The organism is Streptomyces sp. NPDC046821, assembly GCF_040645335.1.
Classification (GTDB): domain Bacteria; phylum Actinomycetota; class Actinomycetes; order Streptomycetales; family Streptomycetaceae; genus Streptomyces.
Genome location: NZ_JBEYYB010000014.1, coordinates 125,777 through 144,427, shown reverse-complemented (window position 1 = coordinate 144,427; position 18,651 = coordinate 125,777). Strand labels below are relative to the sequence as shown.

Below are 18,651 nucleotides of genomic sequence, written 5' to 3'. Positions count from 1 at the left end.
CGGTTCACTGCACGACGTCGCAGCTAGGTAGGCTCTTGGCAGCAGTACCCCTGCCCTGAACTAGGAGCTATCGTGACCGCCCCCGAGTCGCCCCAGCCCGTAGACGCGCCTGACGACGACAAGTCGCACGTCCCGCCGCTGACGACCCGTGTCGTCATCGCCGAGGACGAGGCCCTGATCCGTCTCGACCTCAAAGAGATGCTCGAGGAAGAGGGCTACAGCGTCGTCGGCGAGGCCGGTGATGGTGAGCGGGCCATCGAGCTGGCCCGTGAGCACAAGCCCGATCTGGTGATCCTCGATGTGAAGATGCCGAAGATGGACGGCATCTCCGCGGCGGAGAAGATCGCTGAGGAGTCGATCGCTCCGGTGCTGATGCTGACGGCGTTCTCGCAGCGCGACCTCGTGGAGCGGGCGCGGGACGCGGGTGCGATGGCGTATCTCGTGAAGCCGTTCAGCAAGAGCGATGTCGTGCCGGCGATCGAGATGGCGGTGTCGCGGTTCCAGGAGCTGCGGACGCTGGAGCACGAGGTCGCGGACCTCACGCAGCGTCTTGAGACGCGGAAGCTGGTGGACCGGGCGAAGTCGATTCTGCAGACGCAGTATGGGCTGACGGAGCCGGCGGCGTTCCGGTGGATTCAGAAGACGTCGATGGACCGTCGGCTTTCGATGCAGCAGGTCGCGGAGGCGGTCATCGAGGACGCCGAGGAGAAGAAGGCGGCGAAGGGGGAGTAACGCCCCAACATCGCTTATGGCTGAGGCCCGTACCCCATCAGGGGTACGGGCCTCAGTCGTACGCAACCTCAGTCTTCGCCGAGGTACGCCTTGCGGACGGATTCGTCGTGGAGGAGGTCCTGGCCGGTGCCGGAGAGGACGATGGAGCCGACTTCCATGACGTGGCCCTGGTCGGCGAGGGAGAGCGCGGCCTGGGCGTTCTGTTCGACCAGGAGGATGGTCGTGCCCTGGGACTTGAGCTCGGCGATCGTCGACATGATCTTCTGCATCATGATCGGCGAGAGGCCCATGGAGGGTTCGTCGAGCATGAGCAGTTTGGGCTGGGACATGAGGGCGCGGCCCATGGCGAGCATCTGCTGTTCGCCGCCGGAGAGGGTGCCCGCGGCTTGCTTGCGTCGTTCGCCGAGGATCGGGAACAGGTCGTAGGCGCGCTGCATGTCTTTTTCGATGCCCGCGGTGTCCTTCCGGAGGAAGGCGCCGAGTTGGAGGTTTTCGGCGATGGAGAGGCGGGGGAAGATGCGTCGGCCTTCGGGGGAGTGGGCGAGTCCGAGGGAGACGATCTTGTGGGCGGGGACGGTGTTGAGGTCCTGGCCGGCGAAGGTGATCTTGCCGCTCAGGGGTTTGAGGAGGCCGGAGAGGGTGCGCAGGGTGGTGGTCTTGCCGGCGCCGTTGGTGCCGATGAGGGTGACGACCTGGCCTTCTTCGACCTTGAAGGAGATGCCTTTGACGGCTTCGATCTTGCCGTAGGCGACTTTGAGGTCTTCGACCTCCAGGAGTGTGGTCACTGGTCGTCTCCTTCGGCGGCGGCGGCCTGTTCGGCGGCCTGGACTTCTTCGAGGGCGGTGTCTTCGGGTGCGCCTTCGAAGGGGGTGCCGAGGTAGGCGGCGATGACGCGTTCGTCGCCCTGGACGACGTCGCTGGTGCCTTCGACGAGCTTCTCGCCCTGGACGAGGACGGAGACGCGGTCGCAGAGGTTGAAGATGAAGCGCATGTCGTGCTCGATGACGAGGACGGCGATGCCCTTGTCGCGGATGGCGAAGACGAGTTCTTCGGTGGCCCTGGTTTCCTGCGGGTTCATGCCGGCGGTGGGCTCGTCGAGGAGGAGGAGTCCGGGGTCGCTGGCGAGGGCGCGGGCGATTTCGAGCTTGCGCTGTTCTCCGTAGGGGAGGTTGCGGGCGAGGTGGTCGCGCTTTTTGGCGAGGCCGGTGAACTCGAGGAGTTCCATGGCGCGTTCCTCGGAGGCTTTTTCGGCTTTTTTGAAGCCGGGGCCGCGCAGGAGGGCGGACCAGAGGCCTTCTTTGGTGCGGGTGTGGCGGCCGACGAGGACGTTTTCCAGGACGGTCATGTTGGCGAAGAGGCGGATGTTCTGGAAGGTGCGGGCGATGCCGGCCTGGGTGACGAGGTGGGGCCGGGGCGGCAGGACGGTGCCTTTGTAGGAGACCTTGCCTTCGGTGGGGACGTAGAGGCCGGTGAGGCAGTTGAAGAAGGTGGTTTTTCCGGCGCCGTTGGGGCCGATGAGGCCGACGATCTCGCCTTCGCCGACGGTGAGGCTGACGTCTCGTACGGCGGTGAGGCCGCCGAAGCGCATGGTGACGCCGCTGGCTTCGAGGACGGTTCGGGTGGTCGTGGTGGTGGTCATGCTGGTCACGCCCCCGCCTTGGTGACGGCCGGTTCTCCGGGTGTGCGTTGTTCCGGCACGTCGAGTTGGTCCGTCTCGTGGAATTCGAGTTGCTTGCGGCGGTCGGCGATGAGGCCTTCGGGGCGGAAGCGCATGAGGAGGATGAGCGCGATGCCGAAGAGGAGGAGCTGGTATTCGCCGATGAACTGGAGCTTGGCGGGGATGAGGTAGAGCAGTGCGGCGCCGACGAGGGGTCCGCTGACGGTGCCCATGCCGCCGAGGATGACGGCGGCGAGGAGGAACGCGGAGTTGGGCGGTGCGTTCTCCACGAACTTGTACTGGTCGGGGGTGACCGAGTACTGGACGTGGGCCTGGACGGTGCCTGCCATGCCGGCGAGGGAGGCGCCGAGGGCGAAGGCGAGCAGCTTGAGGCGGAAGGTGTTGATGCCCATGGCCTGTGCTGCGGTCTCGTCTTCGCGGATGGCGACCCAGGCGCGGCCGATGCGGGAGGTGCCGGCGCGGCGGAAGACGGTGACGACGATGATCGTGAAGACGAGCATCAGGAGGTAGTAGTTGGCGAAGCGGCCGAGGTCGACGCCGAGGACGTTGTGGGTCTGGCCGAGGTCGAACCCGAAGATGTTGAGGTCGGGGATGTTGGGGATGCCGTTGGGTCCGTTGGTGACGTCGGGTCCGGAGTCGCCGTCGAGGTTGTTCATGGTGATGCGGAAGATCTCACCGAAGCCCAGGGTGACGATGGCGAGGTAGTCGCCGCGCAGCCGGAGGGTGGGGGCGCCGATGACGATGCCGAAGACGAGGGAGGCGCCGGCGCCGGTGAGGACGGCGGCCCAGAACGGGAAGTGGACGCCGATGGTGGAGTCGGGGGAGCCGGACACGAGGGCGGCCGCGTAGGCGCCGACGCCGAGGAAGGCGACGTAGCCGAGGTCGAGGAGTCCGGCGAGGCCGACGACGACGTTGAGGCCGAGGGCGACGGTGGCGAAGACCAGGATGTTGGCGGCGACGTTGGTGTACGTGTCGTTGGTCTGGGTGAAGGGGAACGCGGCGGCGGCGACGAAGGCCGCGGTGAGCGCGACGGTGCGGTGTTTGGCGGTGAGCGTGGTCAGGCGGGCGGGCAGGCCGGTTTTGGCGATGCCGATGCCGCCGAAGATGACCAGGATCAGGAAGCCGGTGAAGAGTTCGCCGTATTCGGTGTCGATGCCGTACGTGAAGACGTAGAGGGCGATGCCGAAGGCGACGGCGATGACGATGATCTCGGCCCAGGCCGGGAGGGTGATGGTGGCCGGGCGGGTGGTGGGTGCCTTGAGGGCGGTGCGCAGGCGGGCCCAGATGCCGGTGGCGTCGGGGTCGGTGACGTCTGCGGGGATGCCGAGGGCGAAGAGGGCGGTGAGGAGTGCGGCGACCCCTGCGATCCAGCCTCCGGGTTCGAGGTTGACGGCGCCGCCGAGGGTGACGCTGATGGCGCCGAGTGTGTAGGCGGTGGTGCCGAGGGTGCCGAGGGCGAAGAGCAGGGTGGGTGCGGTCTTGCCGCCGGGGGTGAGCCAGCGCAGGCCGCGGATGCCGAGGCCGGAGAGGGTGAGGAGCAGGGTGATGGCGGCGCCGGTGAGGGTGAGGACCTGGAGGCCGCCGGGGTAGCCGGTGACGGTGAGGTCGCCGGGGAAGTCGGCGGTCCAGGTCCAGGCGAGGAAGGTGCTCGCGAGGGTGGCGAGGGCGCCGACGGCGGTGCCGTACCGGGCGGCCTGTGCGGGCAGGGGGAGGGCGCCGCGGGTGGGTGCGGTGGTGGTGTCGGTCATGGTGATCACGCCCTGTCCGCGACGCGCTCGCCGAGCAGGCCCTGGGGGCGCAGCAGGAGCACGAGGATGAGGAGTGCGAAGGCCCAGACGTCCTTCCAGGCACCGCCGCCGAGGAGTTCCATGCCGGGGATGTCCTGGATGTAGGCGGTGGCGAGGGCTTCGGCGAGGCCGAGGGCGAGGCCGCCGATCATGGCGCCGTAGATGTTGCCGATGCCGCCGAGGACGGCGGCGGTGAAGGCTTTGAGGCCGGCGATGAAGCCCATCTTGAAGCCGACCTGGCCGTACTTGAGGCCGTAGGCCATGGCGGCGACGGCGGCGAAGGCGCCGCCGATGGCGAATGCGGTGACGACGATCCGGTCGGTGTTGATGCCCATGAGCTTGGCGGTGTCCGGGTCCTGCGAGGTGGCCTGCATGGCGCGTCCGGTGCGGGTCTTCGCGACGAAGTAGGCGAGGAAGGCCATGCACACGGGGGCGGCGATGATGAGGAAGAGGTCGCCGCGCTGGACGGTGAAGGCCCCGAGGTCGATCGGTCCGCCGGAGAACTGGGGGAACGTGCGGTCCGCCTTGGCGTCGGGGTAGAAGGCCCAGACGACTTGCTGGAGCGCGATGGACAGGCCGATCGCGGTGATGAGCGGGGCGAGTCGTGGCGCGTTTCTGAGCGGGCGGTAGGCGAACCGTTCGGCGCCGACGGCGACGAGGACGGAGCAGGCGATGCCCATGATGAGCATGAGGGGCAGCGCGAGGGCGAGGGACGTGCCGCCGGGGAGCCAGAGCCACATGGTGAGGGCGCCGAAGCCGCCGATCATGTAGATCTCGCCGTGGGCGAAGTTGATGAGCTGGATGATGCCGTAGACCATGGTGTAGCCGACGGCTATGAGGCCGTACAGGGCTCCGAGTATCAGGCCGTTGACCAGCTGCTGCGGCAGATCGTGCACCGCTGGGCCTCCGAGGTTGTCGTCAAGTGCGTGGGCGCGGAGGGCTGTTGGCCTTCCGGCGCCGTGGGCTGGCTGGTGCGGGTGGGGCCCCGCGGTGGGTGACGGCGGGGCCCCGGGGGGTCAGTTCTCCAGCTCTCCGGTCTTGACCGGGACGTGCGTGCCGTTCTTGACCTGGTACACGGTCAGGGTGCGGTTGGTGGTGTCGCCGTACTCGTCGAAGGAGACCTGGCCGGTGACGCCGTCGAAGGAGACCTTCTGGGTGGCTTCGGTGATCTTGGCGCGGGCGTCGGCGGGCAGCTTGCCGTTGTTGTCGTTCACGACGGCCTTGACGGCCTCGATGATGGCCCAGGTGGCGTCGTAGGTGAGGGCGCCGTAGGTCTCGTAGGGCTCCTTGTAGCCGCCGGCCTTGTAGGAGGCGATGAACTTCTTGGCGGTGTCGAGCTTCTCCGGCGGGGCGCCGACGGAGGTGGCGAAGTCGCCTTCGGCGTTCTTGCCGGCGAGCTTGACGTAGTCGGCGCTCTGGAGGGCGTCGCCGCCGATGACGGGGATCTTGGCTCCGGCGTCCTTGATCTGCTTGGAGAGCGGGGCGCCGGCCGGGTATTCGCCGCCGTAGTAGACGAAGTCGGCCTTGGAGTTCTTGATCTTCGTGGCGATGGCGCCGAAGTCGCGGTCGTCGGGGTTGATGTGGTCGGTCGCGATGACCTTGCCGCCGAGCTTGGTGAACTCCTGGCGGAAGGTGCGGGCGAGGCCGGCGCCGTAGGTCTTCTTGTCGTCGACGGAGTAGACCGTCTTGAGTTTGAGGGTGTTGTACGCGTACTGGGCGGCGTACGGGCCCTGGAGGGCGTCGGTGGTGGCGGTGCGGAAGTACGTCTTGAACTGACGTTCCTTCTTCGTCGCGTACTTGGCGCCCTGGGTGAGCTCGGGGGCGGTGTTCGCCGGGGAGATCTGGACCAGGTTGGCCGAGGCGAAGGTCTTCTGCATCGACTGGGCGACGCTGGAGTTCAGCGGGCCGACGACGCCGAGGACGTCCTTCTGGCCGACGAGGGAGGTCGCGTTCTGGCCGCCGGTGGAGGGGTTGGCGACGTCGTCGAGCGGCTTGACCTGGAAGGTGACGCCCGGGACTTCCTTGTTCTTGTTGGCCGTCTTGGCGGCGAGGTCGGCGGAGTTCTTGATGCCGAGGCCGATGGCGGACAGGTCGCCGCTGAGCGGGGCGTCGACGCCGATGACCACGGTGGTGGTCTTACCGGAGGCGCCGCCCTTGTTGCCTTCGTCGCGCGAACCGCAGGCGGTGAGCGTGAGTGCTCCGGTGGTGAGCACGGACGTGAGTATGAGCAGAGAACGGTGTCGCACGATCATTCCTCTCCCTGGCGCGGGCTCCGGTGTCGGAGGCCGTGTGTCTCGCCGGGCCGTACGGGTTGGTACAGGGCCGTGCAGATGACGCGCCCGGCGGCGCGGTGACTGGCCGTGACTATAAGCGCAGGTGATGGCGGTGTGGAGGAGGGATACTCAGGCTGTGACGCTCTTGTTATGCCTTGGGTAAAGCTCGGGGGCGGAGCGGGGTCTTCCGGGGCATGGTGGAGGGTTCTTCGCAGCCGAATAGTGAGAACGCCCAGTTCCGGTAAGGAACTTGGGCGGATCTTGCTACTGACATCGGCGGCCGTCGGTACGGCCGGGCACGGCGCGGCGCGGGCCGGGTGCGGCGGGTAATCCTTTTATGGCGCGGAGGTAACGCTGTGTTACTTCTGGTCGCCAGCTCGGGGTGGGGAGTTCGGGGAGGCGCACGCGCGAGAGGCGAGCGCCTCCCCGGCTCGGACTCCTAGGCGGCCGGCAAGTCCCGCAGGAGGCACGTGAGTCGGGCCGTGCAGACCCGCTTGTCCTGCTCGTCGGTGATCACGATCTCGTACGTGGCCGTGGAGCGCCCGCGGTGTACGGGGGTGGCGACGCCGGTGACGAGGCCGGAGCGGGCGCCGCGGTGGTGTGTGCAGTTGAGGTCGACGCCGACGGCCAGCTTGGTGCTCCCGCCGTGCAGCATCGAGCCGATGGAGCCCAGGGTCTCGGCGAGGACCGCGGAGGCGCCGCCGTGCAGCAGGCCGTAGGGCTGGGTGTTGCCCTCGACCGGCATGGTGCCCACGATGCGCTCGGCCGAGGCCTCCTTGATCTCGATGCCCATACGGGTGCCGAGGTGTCCCGCCGAGAACATGGCGGGCAGGTCCACGCCGAGCGCGGCGTACTCGTCGATGACCTCTTGCGGGAACTTCACGTGGCGCTGCTCGCCCATGGGGTCCGGCTCCGTTCGTCGTACCTGCTGCGATGTGACGCGTCGGCTGAGCGAACGCTCAGTCGGTCGCCGATTGTTCCAGGCGGACCACGACGGACTTGCTCGCGGGTGTGTTGCTGATGTCCGCCGTCGCGTCGAGCGGAATCAGCACATTGGTCTCCGGGTAGTACGCCGCCGCACAGCCCCGGGCCGTCGGATAGTGGACGACACGGAAGCCGGGCGCGCGCCGCTCCACACCGTCGCTCCACTCGCCGACCAGGTCGACGTAACTCCCGTCGGCCAGGCCGAGGTTGTGCGCGTCGGAGGGGCTGACGAGGACGACGCGGCGGCCGTTTCTGATGCCGCGGTAGCGGTCGTCGAGGCCGTAGATCGTGGTGTTGTACTGGTCGTGCGAGCGCAGGGTCTGCAACAGGAGCCCCCCGTCGGGGAGTTGGGGGAACTCGACGGGTGCCGCCGTGAAGTTCGCCTTGCCGGTGGCCGTCGGGAAGCGCCGCTCGTCGCGCGGGGCGTGCGGCAGCGCGAAGCCTCCGGGGTGCTCCACGCGCGCGTTGAAGTCCTCGAAACCGGGGACGACGCGCGCGATACGGTCACGGACCGTGGCGTAGTCCTTCTCGAACTCCTCCCACGGTGTCCGCGACGCCTCGCCGAGGACACGGCGCGCGAGCCGGGCCACGATCGCCGGCTCCGACAGGAGGTGCCTGCTCGCGGGATCGAGCCGGCCGCGCGAGGCGTGCACCATGCCCATGGAGTCCTCGACCGTCACGAACTGCTCGCCACTGCCCTGGAGATCCCGTTCCGTGCGGCCGAGCGTAGGCAGGATCAGGGCCCGCGCACCCGTGACCGCGTGTGAGCGGTTGAGCTTCGTCGACACATGGACCGTCAGCGCGGCCCGGCGCATCGCGGCCTCTGTGACCTCGGTGTCGGGCGACGCCGAGACGAAGTTCCCGCCCATCGCGAAGAACACCTTCGCCTCGCCGTCGCGCAGCGCCCGGATGGCCCGTACGACGTCGAAGCCGTGCGCGCGTGGCGGCGCGAAGCCGAACTCCCGCTCCAGGGCGTCGAGGAACGCGGGTTCGGGCCGCTCGAAGACGCCCATGGTGCGGTCGCCCTGCACGTTCGAATGGCCGCGCACCGGGCAGACGCCGGCGCCGGGGCGGCCGATGTTCCCGCGCAGCAGCAGGAAGTTGACCACTTCGCGGATCGTCGGCACGGAGTGCTTGTGCTGGGTCAGGCCCATCGCCCAGCACACCACCGTGCGCTCCGAGGCGAGCACCAGCGCGAGGGCTTCCTCGATCTCGGCGCGCTCCAGACCGGTCGCGGCAAGGGTCGTGTCCCACTCGGCGGCACGTGCAGCTTCGGCGAACTCCTCGTAGCCATGGGTGTGTTCGCGTACGAAGGTGTCGTCGACGGCGCCTTCCGTCTCCAGGATCAGCTTGTTCAGGAGGCGGAAGAGGGCCTGGTCGCCACCGAGGCGGATCTGCAGGAACAGGTCCGTCAGGGCGGCGCCCTTGACCATGCCCTGCAGGGTCTGCGGGTTCTTGAAGCATTCGAGCCCCGCCTCGGGGAGCGGATTGACCGTGATGATCTTCGCGCCGTTCGCCTTCGCCTTCTCCAGGGCGGACAACATGCGCGGATGGTTCGTGCCCGGGTTCTGACCGGCCACGATGATCAGGTCCGACATGTACAGGTCATCGAGCGAGACGCTGCCCTTGCCGACGCCGATCGTCTCGGTGAGCGCGGAACCCGACGACTCATGGCACATGTTCGAGCAGTCGGGCAGGTTGTTCGTGCCGAACTCGCGGGCGAACAGCTGGTACAGGAACGCCGCCTCGTTGCTCGTACGCCCCGACGTGTAGAACACCGCCTCGTCGGGGGAGGACAGCGCGGCCAGCTCCTCGGCCACGATGTCGAAGGCGCGCTCCCAGGACACCGGCTCGTAGCGCCCGGCGCCCTCCGCGAGATACATGGGGTGCGTGAGGCGGCCCTGCTGGCCCAGCCAGTACCCGGAACGCGTCGCCAGGTCCGCGACCGGGTGCGCGGCGAAGAACTCCGGCGTGACCCGGCGCAGCGTGGCCTCCTCGGCGACCGCCTTCGCGCCGTTCTCGCAGAACTCCGCCGTGTGCCGGTGATCGGGCTCGGGCCACGCGCACCCGGGACAGTCGAAGCCGTCCTTCTGATTGACGCGGAGCAGCGTCAGCGCCGCGCGCCGCACCCCCATCTGCCGCTGCGCGATCTTCAGGGAGTGGGCGACGGCGGGCAGTCCGGCCGCCGCGTGCTGCGGCGCGGCGACCTGCGGAGCGTCCTGGACCGGATCACCCGTGGGCGGCTTCGTGGCCATCGTCCGATCCCCTTGCGTGCAGGTGTGACGTACGTCTCGAATCCTGCCACGCGCCACCGACAGCGGCCGCGCGAGCCCGGCGAGAGCGGGACTGTCGGTGGGGCGTGGCAGGATCGGGGGCGTGGCAGAGACAGCAGCGAAGAAGACCGAGAAGACGACCAACGGCAGCAGGCCGCGGCTGATGCTCATGGATGGGCATTCGCTGGCGTACCGCGCGTTCTTCGCGCTGCCCGCGGAGAACTTCACGACCGCGACCGGCCAGCCGACGAACGCGATCTACGGCTTCGCGTCGATGCTCGCGAACACGCTGCGCGACGAGGCGCCCACGCACTTCGCGGTGGCGTTCGACGTGTCGCGCAAGACGTGGCGCTCCCAGGAGTTCCCCGAGTACAAGGCGAACAGGTCGAAGACGCCGGACGAGTTCAAGGGCCAGGTCGAGCTGATCGGCGAGCTTCTCGACGCGATGCACGCGCCGCGCTTCGCGGTCGACGGCTTCGAGGCGGACGACATCATCGCCACGCTCGCCACCCAGGCCGAAGCGGCCGGCTTCGACGTCCTCGTCGTCACCGGCGACCGGGACTCCTTCCAGCTCGTCACCGACCACGTCACCGTGCTCTACCCCACGAAGGGCGTCTCCGAGCTGACCCGCTTCACGCCGGGCAAGGTCGAGGAGAAGTACGGGCTCACCCCGGCCCAGTACCCCGACTTCGCGGCCCTGCGCGGCGACCCGTCGGACAACCTGCCGGGCATCCCCGGCGTCGGCGAGAAGACCGCCGCGAAGTGGATCAACCAGTTCGGCTCGTTCGCCGACCTCGTGGAGCGCGCCGAGGAGGTCAAGGGCAAGGCCGGGCAGAATTTCCGCGACCACATCGAGGCCGTCAAGCTCAACCGCCGCCTGACCGAGATGGTCCGCGACGTCGAGCTGCCCAAGACCGTCGCCGACCTGGAGCGCGCCGCGTACGACCGCACGGCCGTCGCCATGGTCCTCGACACCCTGGAGATCCGGAACCCGTCGCTGCGTGAGCGGCTCCTCGCCGTCGACCCGGGCGCCGAGCAGGCCGAGGAGACGCCGGCCGAGCCGGGCGTCGAGGTCGACGGGACGGTGCTCGCCGCGGGTGAGGTCGCCCCCTGGCTCGCCGATCACGGTGACGCGGCCCTCGGTCTCGCCACGGTCGACTCCTGGGCGCTCGGTACGGGATCGGTCACGGAGGTGGCCCTCGCGGGCGCCGGGGGAGCGGCCGCCTGGTTCGACCCCACCCAGCTCGACGAGGCCGACGAGAACGCGTTCGCGGCCTGGCTCGCCGACGCCGCCAAGCCCAAGGTCCTGCACAACGCCAAGGGCGTCATGCGGGTCTTCGCCGAGCACGGCTGGACCGTGGACGGCATCACCATGGACACGGCGCTCGCCGCGTACCTGGTCAAGCCCGGCCGCCGCTCCTTCGCGCTCGACGCGCTGTCCCTGGAGTACCTGGGCCGTGAGCTCGCCCCGGCCGCCGCATCCGGTCAGCTCGCCTTCGGTACGGAGGACGACGAGCAGGCCGAGGCGAACGCCCTCATGGTGCAGGCCCGCGCCATCCTCGACCTGGGCGAGGCCTTCACCGGCAAGCTCCAGGAAGTAGGGGCCGCCGACCTCCTCAAGGACGTCGAGCTGCCCACGTCCACGCTCCTCGCGCGCATGGAGCGGCACGGCATCTCCGCCGACCGCACCCACCTCGAAGCCATGGAGCAGATGTTCGGCGGGGCTGTCCAGCAGGCCGTGAAGGAGGCGCACGCCTCCGTCGGCCACGAGTTCAACCTCGGCTCCCCGAAGCAGCTCCAGGAAGTCTTCTTCGGCGAGCTCGACCTGCCCAAGACCAAGAAGACGAAGACCGGTTACACGACGGACGCGGACGCGCTGGCCTGGCTCGCCACGCAGACCGACCACGAACTCCCCGTGATCATGCTCCGCCACCGCGAGCAGGCGAAGCTGCGCGTCACCGTCGAGGGCCTGATCAAGACGATCGCCGCCGACGGCCGCATCCACACGACGTTCAACCAGACCGTCGCCGCCACCGGCCGCCTCTCCTCCACCGACCCGAACCTGCAGAACATCCCGGTCCGCACCGACGAGGGCCGCGCCATCCGCCGCGGCTTCGTCGTCGGCGAGGGCTTCGAGTCGCTGATGACGGCGGACTACAGCCAGATCGAACTCCGCGTGATGGCCCACCTGTCCGAGGACGAGGGGCTCCTGGAGGCCTTCAACTCCGGCGAGGACCTGCACAACACCGTCGCCTCCCAGGTCTTCGGAGTCGAGCGCTCCGCCGTCGACGCAGAGATGCGCCGCAAGATCAAGGCCATGTCGTACGGACTCGCCTACGGCCTCTCCGCGTTCGGTCTCTCCGGGCAGCTGAACATCGAACCGGCCGAGGCGCGCGTCCTGATGGACACGTACTTCGAGCGGTTCGGCGGCGTACGCGACTACCTGCGCCGCGTCGTCGACGAGGCACGCGCCACCGGCTACACCGAGACGATGCTGGGCCGCCGCCGGTACCTGCCGGACCTCAACAGCGACAACCGGCAGCGCCGCGAGATGGCCGAGCGCATGGCGCTCAACGCCCCCATCCAGGGCACGGCCGCCGACATCGTCAAGATCGCCATGCTGAACGTGGACAAGGCGCTCACGGACGCCAAGCTCAAGTCCAGGCTGCTGCTCCAGGTCCACGACGAAATCGTCCTGGAGATCGCCCCGGGCGAGGCGGCCGCCGCGGAGGAGCTGGTCCGGCGCGAGATGGCCGGCGCCGTCCACCTGCGGGCTCCGCTGGACGTGTCGGTGGGCGTGGGCACGGACTGGGAGTCCGCGGCGCACTAGCCTCCGGCGGACTTTTGTGAGGGGCGCGGCCTGTCGGGCTGCGCCCCTTCACGTTTACGGGGGTGTGGGGGGACGTCCACGTTTACGGGGGTGTGGGGGACGTCAGCGAGACCCGGACCGGCTAGGTTCCGCCGGAGGCTGCGCCTCCTCCGCACCGGCCGGGCCCCGACGCCCCCTGACCAGCAGCGCGTACATCGTGAGCCCGAGGACCAGGCCCGCGCCCGCGCCGAAGCACAGCGTCGGGATGATCTCCCACGGCTTGGCGATCGCTCCCCAGTACGCCCACCAGCGCACCGTCCGTACGACCCCCGCGACCGCCGCGCACCCGCCGATCACGAGAGCGGCCAGCCACCGCTCGCTCGCGGAGAGCTGAGGCAGCGCAGCACTGGCCTCGTCAGCCGTAGCCGCCGGAACCCGCCGCACCGCCGACACCACGAACAGCGCGATCACGACGAGCGCCACCGCCGAACCCCCGTACTGCGCATACCAGTAGAGGGGCGAACCGGCGATCTTCTCGCCGAGGACCGGGAACACGCGCATCCCCCACCGGTCGAGATGCGTGAACGCGTCCCAGACCACATGCGTCAACGCCCCCACGGCGGCGGACACGTACCACCACCACACACGCCACCCCACGGAGACCGCCGACTCCGGCACCCCCGACACCGGCCCCCGCGCCGCACGATCCCGCCCCGCACGATCCCGCCCCCGCGCCCCGGGAACCGGCCCCCGCCCCGCACCAACCGGCCCCCGCGCCACCGCCAGCACCCGCCCCCGTACCCGCCCCGGCAGCAGCGCGATCACCGGTTCGCGCAGCAGGCGCCACAGCCCCACCAGCGCCGCCGTGATCACCACGTCCGCCGTGAAGACGCCGGGGAAAGAGTGGGTGACGTCCCCGAATTCCATCGCCCCGGGAACCGCGCTCGCCGCGAAGTACGTGATGTCCGGCGCGAACGACCCCGCGACGAGCAGCGACGGGACGAGGCGGCCACGCCCCGAGCCGTCGCGGCGGACAAAAGGCAGCACGGCTGCGGCATGACTGATCGTGAACGGCAAGAGGTCCCCCTCGGACAGGTCTTAGTCCGGCGCCGTTCAGTATGAACGGCGCGGATCCGGTGGTGACCGCCGTAGATCCGGTGACGCGCACGTGGCCAACCGGCGAATATCGGGCGCGAACAGGTGTCTGCGCGCCGGAAGTTGTCGTAGTGTCGCCTGGGTTGCTTCACGCTGGGGAGCGTTGGACGGACCCGGTATCGGTCGGCGATGGGGAGGGGCTCACGGGATGCGGGCGCTATTCGGAAAGCGGTTGCGCAGGGGAGCGATGACGACCGCGGTCGCGGCCGCCGCCGTGGCGGCACTCTCCGCGTCCCAGGCACCCGGCCTCACCGACACGCAGAACGGCCGGCAGTCCACGGCCGACGCGACGCCCCCGAGCGGCGGCACGGCGACCGGTGACTCCCCTTATTACACCGATCTGCCGGAGCTCAACAGCCCCACCGTGCCCCCGGGCGCGGGCAACGGCGGCCCGCTGGGCCCCGGCGGCACCGGCACCGGCACGGGCGCCCGCGAGGCCGGGATCCCCGCCACCGTCCTCGACGCGTACAAGCGGGCCGAGAAGGAGCTCGCCGCCTCCAAGCCGGGCTGCAACCTTCCCTGGCAGCTCCTCGCCGCGATCGGCAAGGTCGAGTCCGGCCAGGCCAGCGGCGGCAACGTCGACGCGAACGGCACGACGCTCAGTCGGATCACCGGCCCGCCCCTCGACGGCAACGGCTTCGCGAAGATCACCGACACCGATCACGGCGCGTACGACGGAGACACGGTGCACGACCGGGCCGTCGGCCCCATGCAGTTCATCCCGTCGACCTGGGCATGGGCGGGCCGCGACGGAAACGGCGACGGCAAGAAGGACCCCAACAACATCTACGACGCCGCCCTCGCCGCAGGTCACTACCTGTGCCGCGGTGACCGCGACCTCTCGCAGTCGAGCGATCTGCGCTCGGCGATCCTGAGCTACAACCAGTCGCAGGAGTACCTCAACACGGTCCTGTCGTGGCTGGAGTTCTACCGCAGGGGCACCCACGAGGTCCCGGACGGCACCGGCGTCCAGCCCGGCGGCCGCAGCGACGGCGCGCCCGACCCGAAGCCGAACCCGGGCCGCCCGAGCGTCCCCGGGACCAAGCACCCGTCCCCGCCCGGCGCGCACAAGCCGTCGAAGCCGTCCAAGCCGGCGAACCCGTCCGCGCCGTCGGATCCGTCGGCCCCGTCCGTGCCGTGGAAGCCCGGCGACCCCGGCACCGGCCCCGCGCAGCCCGGCGGCAGCGACCCGTCGAGCCCCTCCCCGACGCCCACCCCGCCCACGCCCGCCGAGTCCGTCGCGCATCTCGCGGACGCCGGTACGGGCACCCTCACCGCCACCGCCGGTGACTCCTTCGCCGAGCGCGTCGCCGTCCGCGCGGAGGACGCCGCCGGCAAGGGCGTCGCCAAGGTCCAGGTGGAACTCACCGTCGTGGGCGACACGGACGCGCAGTTCAGCGGCGGTTTCAAGGCCGTCACCGTCGTCACCGACAGCACGGGCAAGGCCACCGCGCCGCCGCTCCAGGCCGGCGAGCACACCGGCACGTTCACGGTCCGCGCCACCGTCGTCGGCGGGAGTGCGCCGAGCCTCGACCACAAGGCCACCGTCACCGCACGCCAGGCCGACACCCTCGCGCGCACCAGCGACAAGGAACTGAGCTGCCAGGCCGGCGGCGAGTTCGCCGACCCGGTCACCGTCAAGGCCACGTACAAGGGCGCCGCCGCCGACGGGGTCGCCGCCACGGCCACGCTGATCAAGTCCAAGGACGACGCGAGCGAGAACGACAAGGGCCCCTACTTCAAGGACGCCGACGGCAAGCCGGTCCGCACCCTCAAGGACCTCAAGACCGACGCCGACGGCCTGCTCCAGCTCCCGAAGCTCTACGCGGACGACACCACCGGCACGTTCTTGCTCCGCATCGAGACCACGGGCGGCGCGACCCTCACCGTCGAACTGAAGGTGACCGCCGCGACCGCCTCCGCGAGCCCGTCGCCCTCCGCGACGTAACCGCGCGTAACCGCAGGACACACGCCGCCCCTCGGCCTCACCGGCCGAGGGGCGGCGTCGTGTTGTGCAACGTGTTCTCATCTCGGCCCGCCGTTGCTACGGTGCCCCAGCCCTGACGCCCTGTCAGTTCCGGCGGCCTTCGCCGCGCTGACGGGACCAGACCCGCCGGGAGGCCACCATGCGTGCCCTGATCGCCGCCGCGACCGGTCTTGCCGTGGCGCTCGCCCTCGTCCTCACCATCACGGCCGTCGGCTCCCCGCCGGGCGAGACCTCGTCGAAACCGCTGCTGACCACCGTCCCCAAACACCCCTGACCCGCCGAGGAGGCTGTCGATGCGCCGCAAGGCCAGCCTGATCCTGCTCGCCCTCGCCGTGTTCTGCACGACGATGTCCCCGCTGATGCGCTGGTACGCCTTCCCGCGCCTCGCGAAGATCCCGGCCGGCCAGTACCAGACCGCCGTCCTGGAGGCGAAGAACCCGACCCTCCTCGACTACGGCACGATGCAGGCGAAGAAGGTCTCGAAGGTCTCGATCGTCCAGACACTCAAGGGCAACGTCGAGGCCTCCAACGAGGTCGAGAAGACCGCCGGCCGCGACGTCGTCGTCTGGGACTCCCTCTCCTACGTCGTCGGCCCCGACGGCAAGATGGTCTCCCAGGTCCCCGAGCGCTACGTCTTCGACGCCCACAGCCAGGCCCCCGTCCACACCACCGGCAAGTACGCCGAGACCGTCGACGGCGACCCGGTCAAGCGCGAGGGCATCGAGTTCAAGTGGCCCTTCCTGACCGAGAAGCGGGACTACGAGTACTACGACGCGCAGGCCCGCGTCACCCGGCCCATCCACTACAAGGGCACCCAGACGTTCCGCGGGGTGAAGGTCTACTACTTCGAACAGACCATCCCGTGGATGAAGGTCCCGCTCCCCAAGACGATGCCGGTCAAGGGCATCACCCCGGAGTCCGTCGCCAAGACCGGCACCACCCGCTGGTACACGACGGTCCGCAAGTTCTGGGTCGAGCCCGTCACCGGCGCCCCCGTCTACGGCGAGGAGATCCAGCACAACGAACTCCGCGGCGGCACGCTCCTCGGCGGGCGCGACCGGGTCACGGTCTTCCAGGGCCACGTGAAGATGCGCGAGGACTACATCAAGTCGACGGTCGCCCTCGTCAAGGCCAACCGCGGCCTGGTCGTCCTCCTCACCTCGACCCTCCCGTGGGGCTTCCTCATCGCGGGCGCACTCCTGCTCGCACTCTCCCTGTGGCTGGAGGCCCGCAGCCGCCGGCCCGGCGAACCGGAAGCAGCCCCGACGCACGAACCGGAACCGGTCACTGCGTGAGCTTGGGCTGGGGGGTGAGCCGGGGTGATGGGTGACCCGGGCCGACCGTGCCGGCGGCTGACCGTGCCGAGGGGTGAGCCGCGCCGGGGGGCTGGCGGTGCCGAGGGGGGGGTGGGCCGGGCTGAGAGGTGACCGCGCCGGGGTGAGCCTGGTCAATTGGTGAGCCCGTGCCGTGGGGCTGGCGGTGCCGAGGGCCGGGTCGGGCTGAGGGCTGACCGCGCCGGCGGCCGACCGTGTCGGCGGCTGACCGCGCCGGGGGGTGAGCGGCGTCGGAGGGGGAGTCGTACCCCGGGGAAGGGGGAGCCGGGCTGGAGCCTGAGCCCCGCCAGGCCCCGAGCCTGGCCAGCCCTGAGCCTGGCCAGCCCCTAAGTCGCGTGGGCGCTCGCGCCCGGCTAGCCCCTGAGCCTGGCCGGCCCTGAGCCTGGCCGGCCCTGAGCCCCGCTAGCCCCTAAGCCGCGTGGGCGCTCGCGCCCGGCTAGCCCCTGAGCCCGGCCACCTCCTGAGTCGCGTCGGCCCCTGAACCCGGCCAGCCCGGAGCCGCGCCGGCGTCGGAGCCCGCCAGCCTCCTCGCCCCCTAGCCCCTGAGCCGCGCGCTCGTGTGCCTTGTCGGGACCGCCCCGGCCGGATCCTCCGGCCACGGATGCTTCGGGTACCGGCCGCGCAGCTCGGCTCGCACGGCCCGGTACCCCTCGCGCCAGAACGACGCCAGATCCGCTGTCACCGCCGCGGGCCGCCCCGCCGGTGACAGCAGATGCACGAGCACCGGCACGCCGGCCAGGCGCGGCGACTCGTGCAGCCCGAACATCTCCTGCAACTTCACGGCGAGCACAGGCTGTTCGGGATTCGCATAGTCGATACGGATCCGGGATCCGCTCGGCACCTCGAACCGCTCGGGCGCCAGCTCGTCGAGCCGCGCAGCGTCTCCGCTCGCCCACGGAAGCAGCCGTCGCAGCGCCTGACCGGCGTCGATCCGGCCCAGGTCGGCCCGGCGCCGCGCCTTGCCGAGCTCGGGCTCCAGCCACTCGTCCACGCACGCGTGCAGCGCGTCATCGGATACGTCGGGCCAGGGCGCGCCGAGCGTCCGGTGCAGGAACGCGAGCCGCTCCCGTAGCTCCCCGGCCTCCCGCGACCACCGCAGCAGCCCGAACCCCTCGCGCCGGAGCCCCTCCTTCAGTGCCTCGCGCACCAGGTCGGGGGAGGCCTGCTTCAGGGGGCGCACGGCGAGTTCGATCGCGCCGAGGCGCGTGACGTGCCGCGCCACCAACTCCCCGTCGGCCCAGGCCACTTCATCGCCCTCGCTACGCAGCGGCGCGGCGGCCCGCAGCGCGATCTCCTCGTCGACGACGGCGGCGAGCCGCACACGCGCGTGCCCGGCCCCAACCGGCCGATCGGCAACCGCGACGGCAACCCACGGCGCCCCCCGCAGCCCGGACCCGTCCCCGAGCGAGGCCCGCGTCCCGGACACCATCAAATACTCACCGTCCCGCCCGCGCCCGACCCGCTCCGGAAACGCAAGCGCAACGACGACCCCCGCGACCCGGTCTTCGGTCAGGTCCCTGAGGCCCGGCTCCCTGAGGCCTGGCTCCCTGAGGCCTGGCTCCCTGAGGCCTGGCTCCCTGAGGCCTGGCTCCCTGAGGCCTGGCTCCCTGAGGCCTGGCTCCCTGAGGCCTGGCTCCCT

13 protein-coding genes and 1 pseudogene are annotated in these 18,651 nt (G+C 70.2%); 5 read left to right on the top strand and 9 right to left on the bottom strand.

Annotated elements, in window-relative coordinates; translation table 11 throughout:
• The first annotated feature begins 72 nt into the window (after positions 1-72).
• Positions 73-732 (top strand): response regulator, encoded by a 660-nt coding sequence (locus ABZ893_RS27910; protein WP_361408703.1) that lies wholly within the window; start codon positions 73-75, stop codon positions 730-732.
• A 68-nt stretch (positions 733-800) separates the two neighbouring features.
• Here ABZ893_RS27910 and ABZ893_RS27905 read toward each other — a convergent pair whose 3' ends face one another.
• From ABZ893_RS27905 to ABZ893_RS27875, 7 genes are all read right to left on the bottom strand, one after another.
• On the bottom strand, positions 801-1,517 hold the full coding sequence (locus tag ABZ893_RS27905) for an ABC transporter ATP-binding protein (protein WP_361408700.1): 717 nt from the start codon (positions 1,515-1,517) through the stop codon (positions 801-803).
• A complete protein-coding gene (locus ABZ893_RS27900) occupies positions 1,514-2,380 on the bottom strand; it encodes an ABC transporter ATP-binding protein (RefSeq protein ID WP_361408697.1) in 867 nt (288 codons plus the stop codon). Before ABZ893_RS27900 ends, ABZ893_RS27905 begins: the two co-directional genes overlap by 4 nt.
• Complete coding sequence (locus tag ABZ893_RS27895; RefSeq protein WP_361408694.1) at positions 2,377-4,158, bottom strand: branched-chain amino acid ABC transporter permease; 1,782 nt, start codon at positions 4,156-4,158, stop codon at positions 2,377-2,379. The genes ABZ893_RS27900 and ABZ893_RS27895 overlap by 4 nt, the downstream gene beginning before the upstream one ends.
• 5 nt (positions 4,159-4,163) lie before the next feature.
• Positions 4,164-5,093 carry a branched-chain amino acid ABC transporter permease gene (locus ABZ893_RS27890; RefSeq protein WP_361408691.1) on the bottom strand — a complete coding sequence of 310 codons (930 nt, stop codon included), beginning with the start codon at positions 5,091-5,093 and terminating at the stop codon, positions 4,164-4,166.
• Between the two features lie 120 nt (positions 5,094-5,213).
• A complete protein-coding gene (locus tag ABZ893_RS27885; protein WP_361408688.1) occupies positions 5,214-6,443 on the bottom strand; it encodes a branched-chain amino acid ABC transporter substrate-binding protein in 1,230 nt (409 codons plus the stop codon).
• 466 nt (positions 6,444-6,909) lie between these two features.
• A complete protein-coding gene (locus tag ABZ893_RS27880) occupies positions 6,910-7,371 on the bottom strand; it encodes a hotdog fold thioesterase (protein ID WP_361408685.1) in 462 nt (153 codons plus the stop codon).
• 58 nt (positions 7,372-7,429) lie between these two features.
• Positions 7,430-9,709, bottom strand: a complete 2,280-nt coding sequence (locus ABZ893_RS27875) for an FdhF/YdeP family oxidoreductase (protein WP_361408682.1) — start codon at positions 9,707-9,709, stop codon at positions 7,430-7,432.
• A gap of 121 nt (positions 9,710-9,830) precedes the next feature.
• Here ABZ893_RS27875 and polA point away from each other — a divergent pair, with 121 nt between their 5' ends.
• The gene (gene polA / locus ABZ893_RS27870; RefSeq protein WP_361408679.1) at positions 9,831-12,557 is read left to right on the top strand and encodes a DNA polymerase I; all 2,727 of its coding nucleotides are present in this window, start codon (positions 9,831-9,833) and stop codon (positions 12,555-12,557) included.
• 102 nt (positions 12,558-12,659) lie between these two features.
• Here the strand turns inward: polA and ABZ893_RS27865 are convergent, their stop codons facing one another.
• On the bottom strand, positions 12,660-13,613 hold the full coding sequence (locus tag ABZ893_RS27865) for a DUF4184 family protein (RefSeq protein ID WP_361408676.1): 954 nt from the start codon (positions 13,611-13,613) through the stop codon (positions 12,660-12,662).
• A 226-nt stretch (positions 13,614-13,839) separates the two neighbouring features.
• Between ABZ893_RS27865 and ABZ893_RS27860 the strand changes: the two genes are divergently transcribed.
• The 3 genes from ABZ893_RS27860 to ABZ893_RS27850 all read left to right on the top strand — a co-directional run bounded on the left by ABZ893_RS27860 (position 13,840) and on the right by ABZ893_RS27850 (position 16,973).
• Positions 13,840-15,639: a lytic transglycosylase gene (locus ABZ893_RS27860; RefSeq protein WP_361408673.1), complete on the top strand. Its 1,800-nt coding sequence runs from the start codon at positions 13,840-13,842 to the stop codon at positions 15,637-15,639.
• A gap of 178 nt (positions 15,640-15,817) precedes the next feature.
• The gene (locus ABZ893_RS27855; RefSeq protein ID WP_361408670.1) at positions 15,818-15,952 is read left to right on the top strand and encodes an SPW_0924 family protein; all 135 of its coding nucleotides are present in this window, start codon (positions 15,818-15,820) and stop codon (positions 15,950-15,952) included.
• Between the two features lie 19 nt (positions 15,953-15,971).
• Positions 15,972-16,973: a DUF3068 domain-containing protein gene (locus ABZ893_RS27850; RefSeq protein WP_361408667.1), complete on the top strand. Its 1,002-nt coding sequence runs from the start codon at positions 15,972-15,974 to the stop codon at positions 16,971-16,973.
• A gap of 574 nt (positions 16,974-17,547) precedes the next feature.
• Here the strand turns inward: ABZ893_RS27850 and ABZ893_RS27845 are convergent.
• A pseudogene (locus ABZ893_RS27845) lies at positions 17,548-18,651 on the bottom strand (ATP-dependent helicase C-terminal domain-containing protein); the annotation flags it as partial.

Bases quoted from the DNA above. Each gene is read 5' to 3' on its own strand.
- ABZ893_RS27855 (WP_361408670.1), top strand. From the start codon at position 15,818: ATGCGTGCCCTGATCGCCGCCGCGACCGGTCTTGCCGTGGCGCTCGCC.
- ABZ893_RS27895 (WP_361408694.1), bottom strand. From the start codon at position 4,158: ATGACCGACACCACCACCGCACCCACCCGCGGCGCCCTCCCCCTGCCC.
- ABZ893_RS27860 (WP_361408673.1), top strand. From the start codon at position 13,840: ATGCGGGCGCTATTCGGAAAGCGGTTGCGCAGGGGAGCGATGACGACC.
- ABZ893_RS27850 (WP_361408667.1), top strand. From the start codon at position 15,972: ATGCGCCGCAAGGCCAGCCTGATCCTGCTCGCCCTCGCCGTGTTCTGC.
- ABZ893_RS27880 (WP_361408685.1), bottom strand. From the start codon at position 7,371: ATGGGCGAGCAGCGCCACGTGAAGTTCCCGCAAGAGGTCATCGACGAG.
- ABZ893_RS27875 (WP_361408682.1), bottom strand. From the start codon at position 9,709: ATGGCCACGAAGCCGCCCACGGGTGATCCGGTCCAGGACGCTCCGCAG.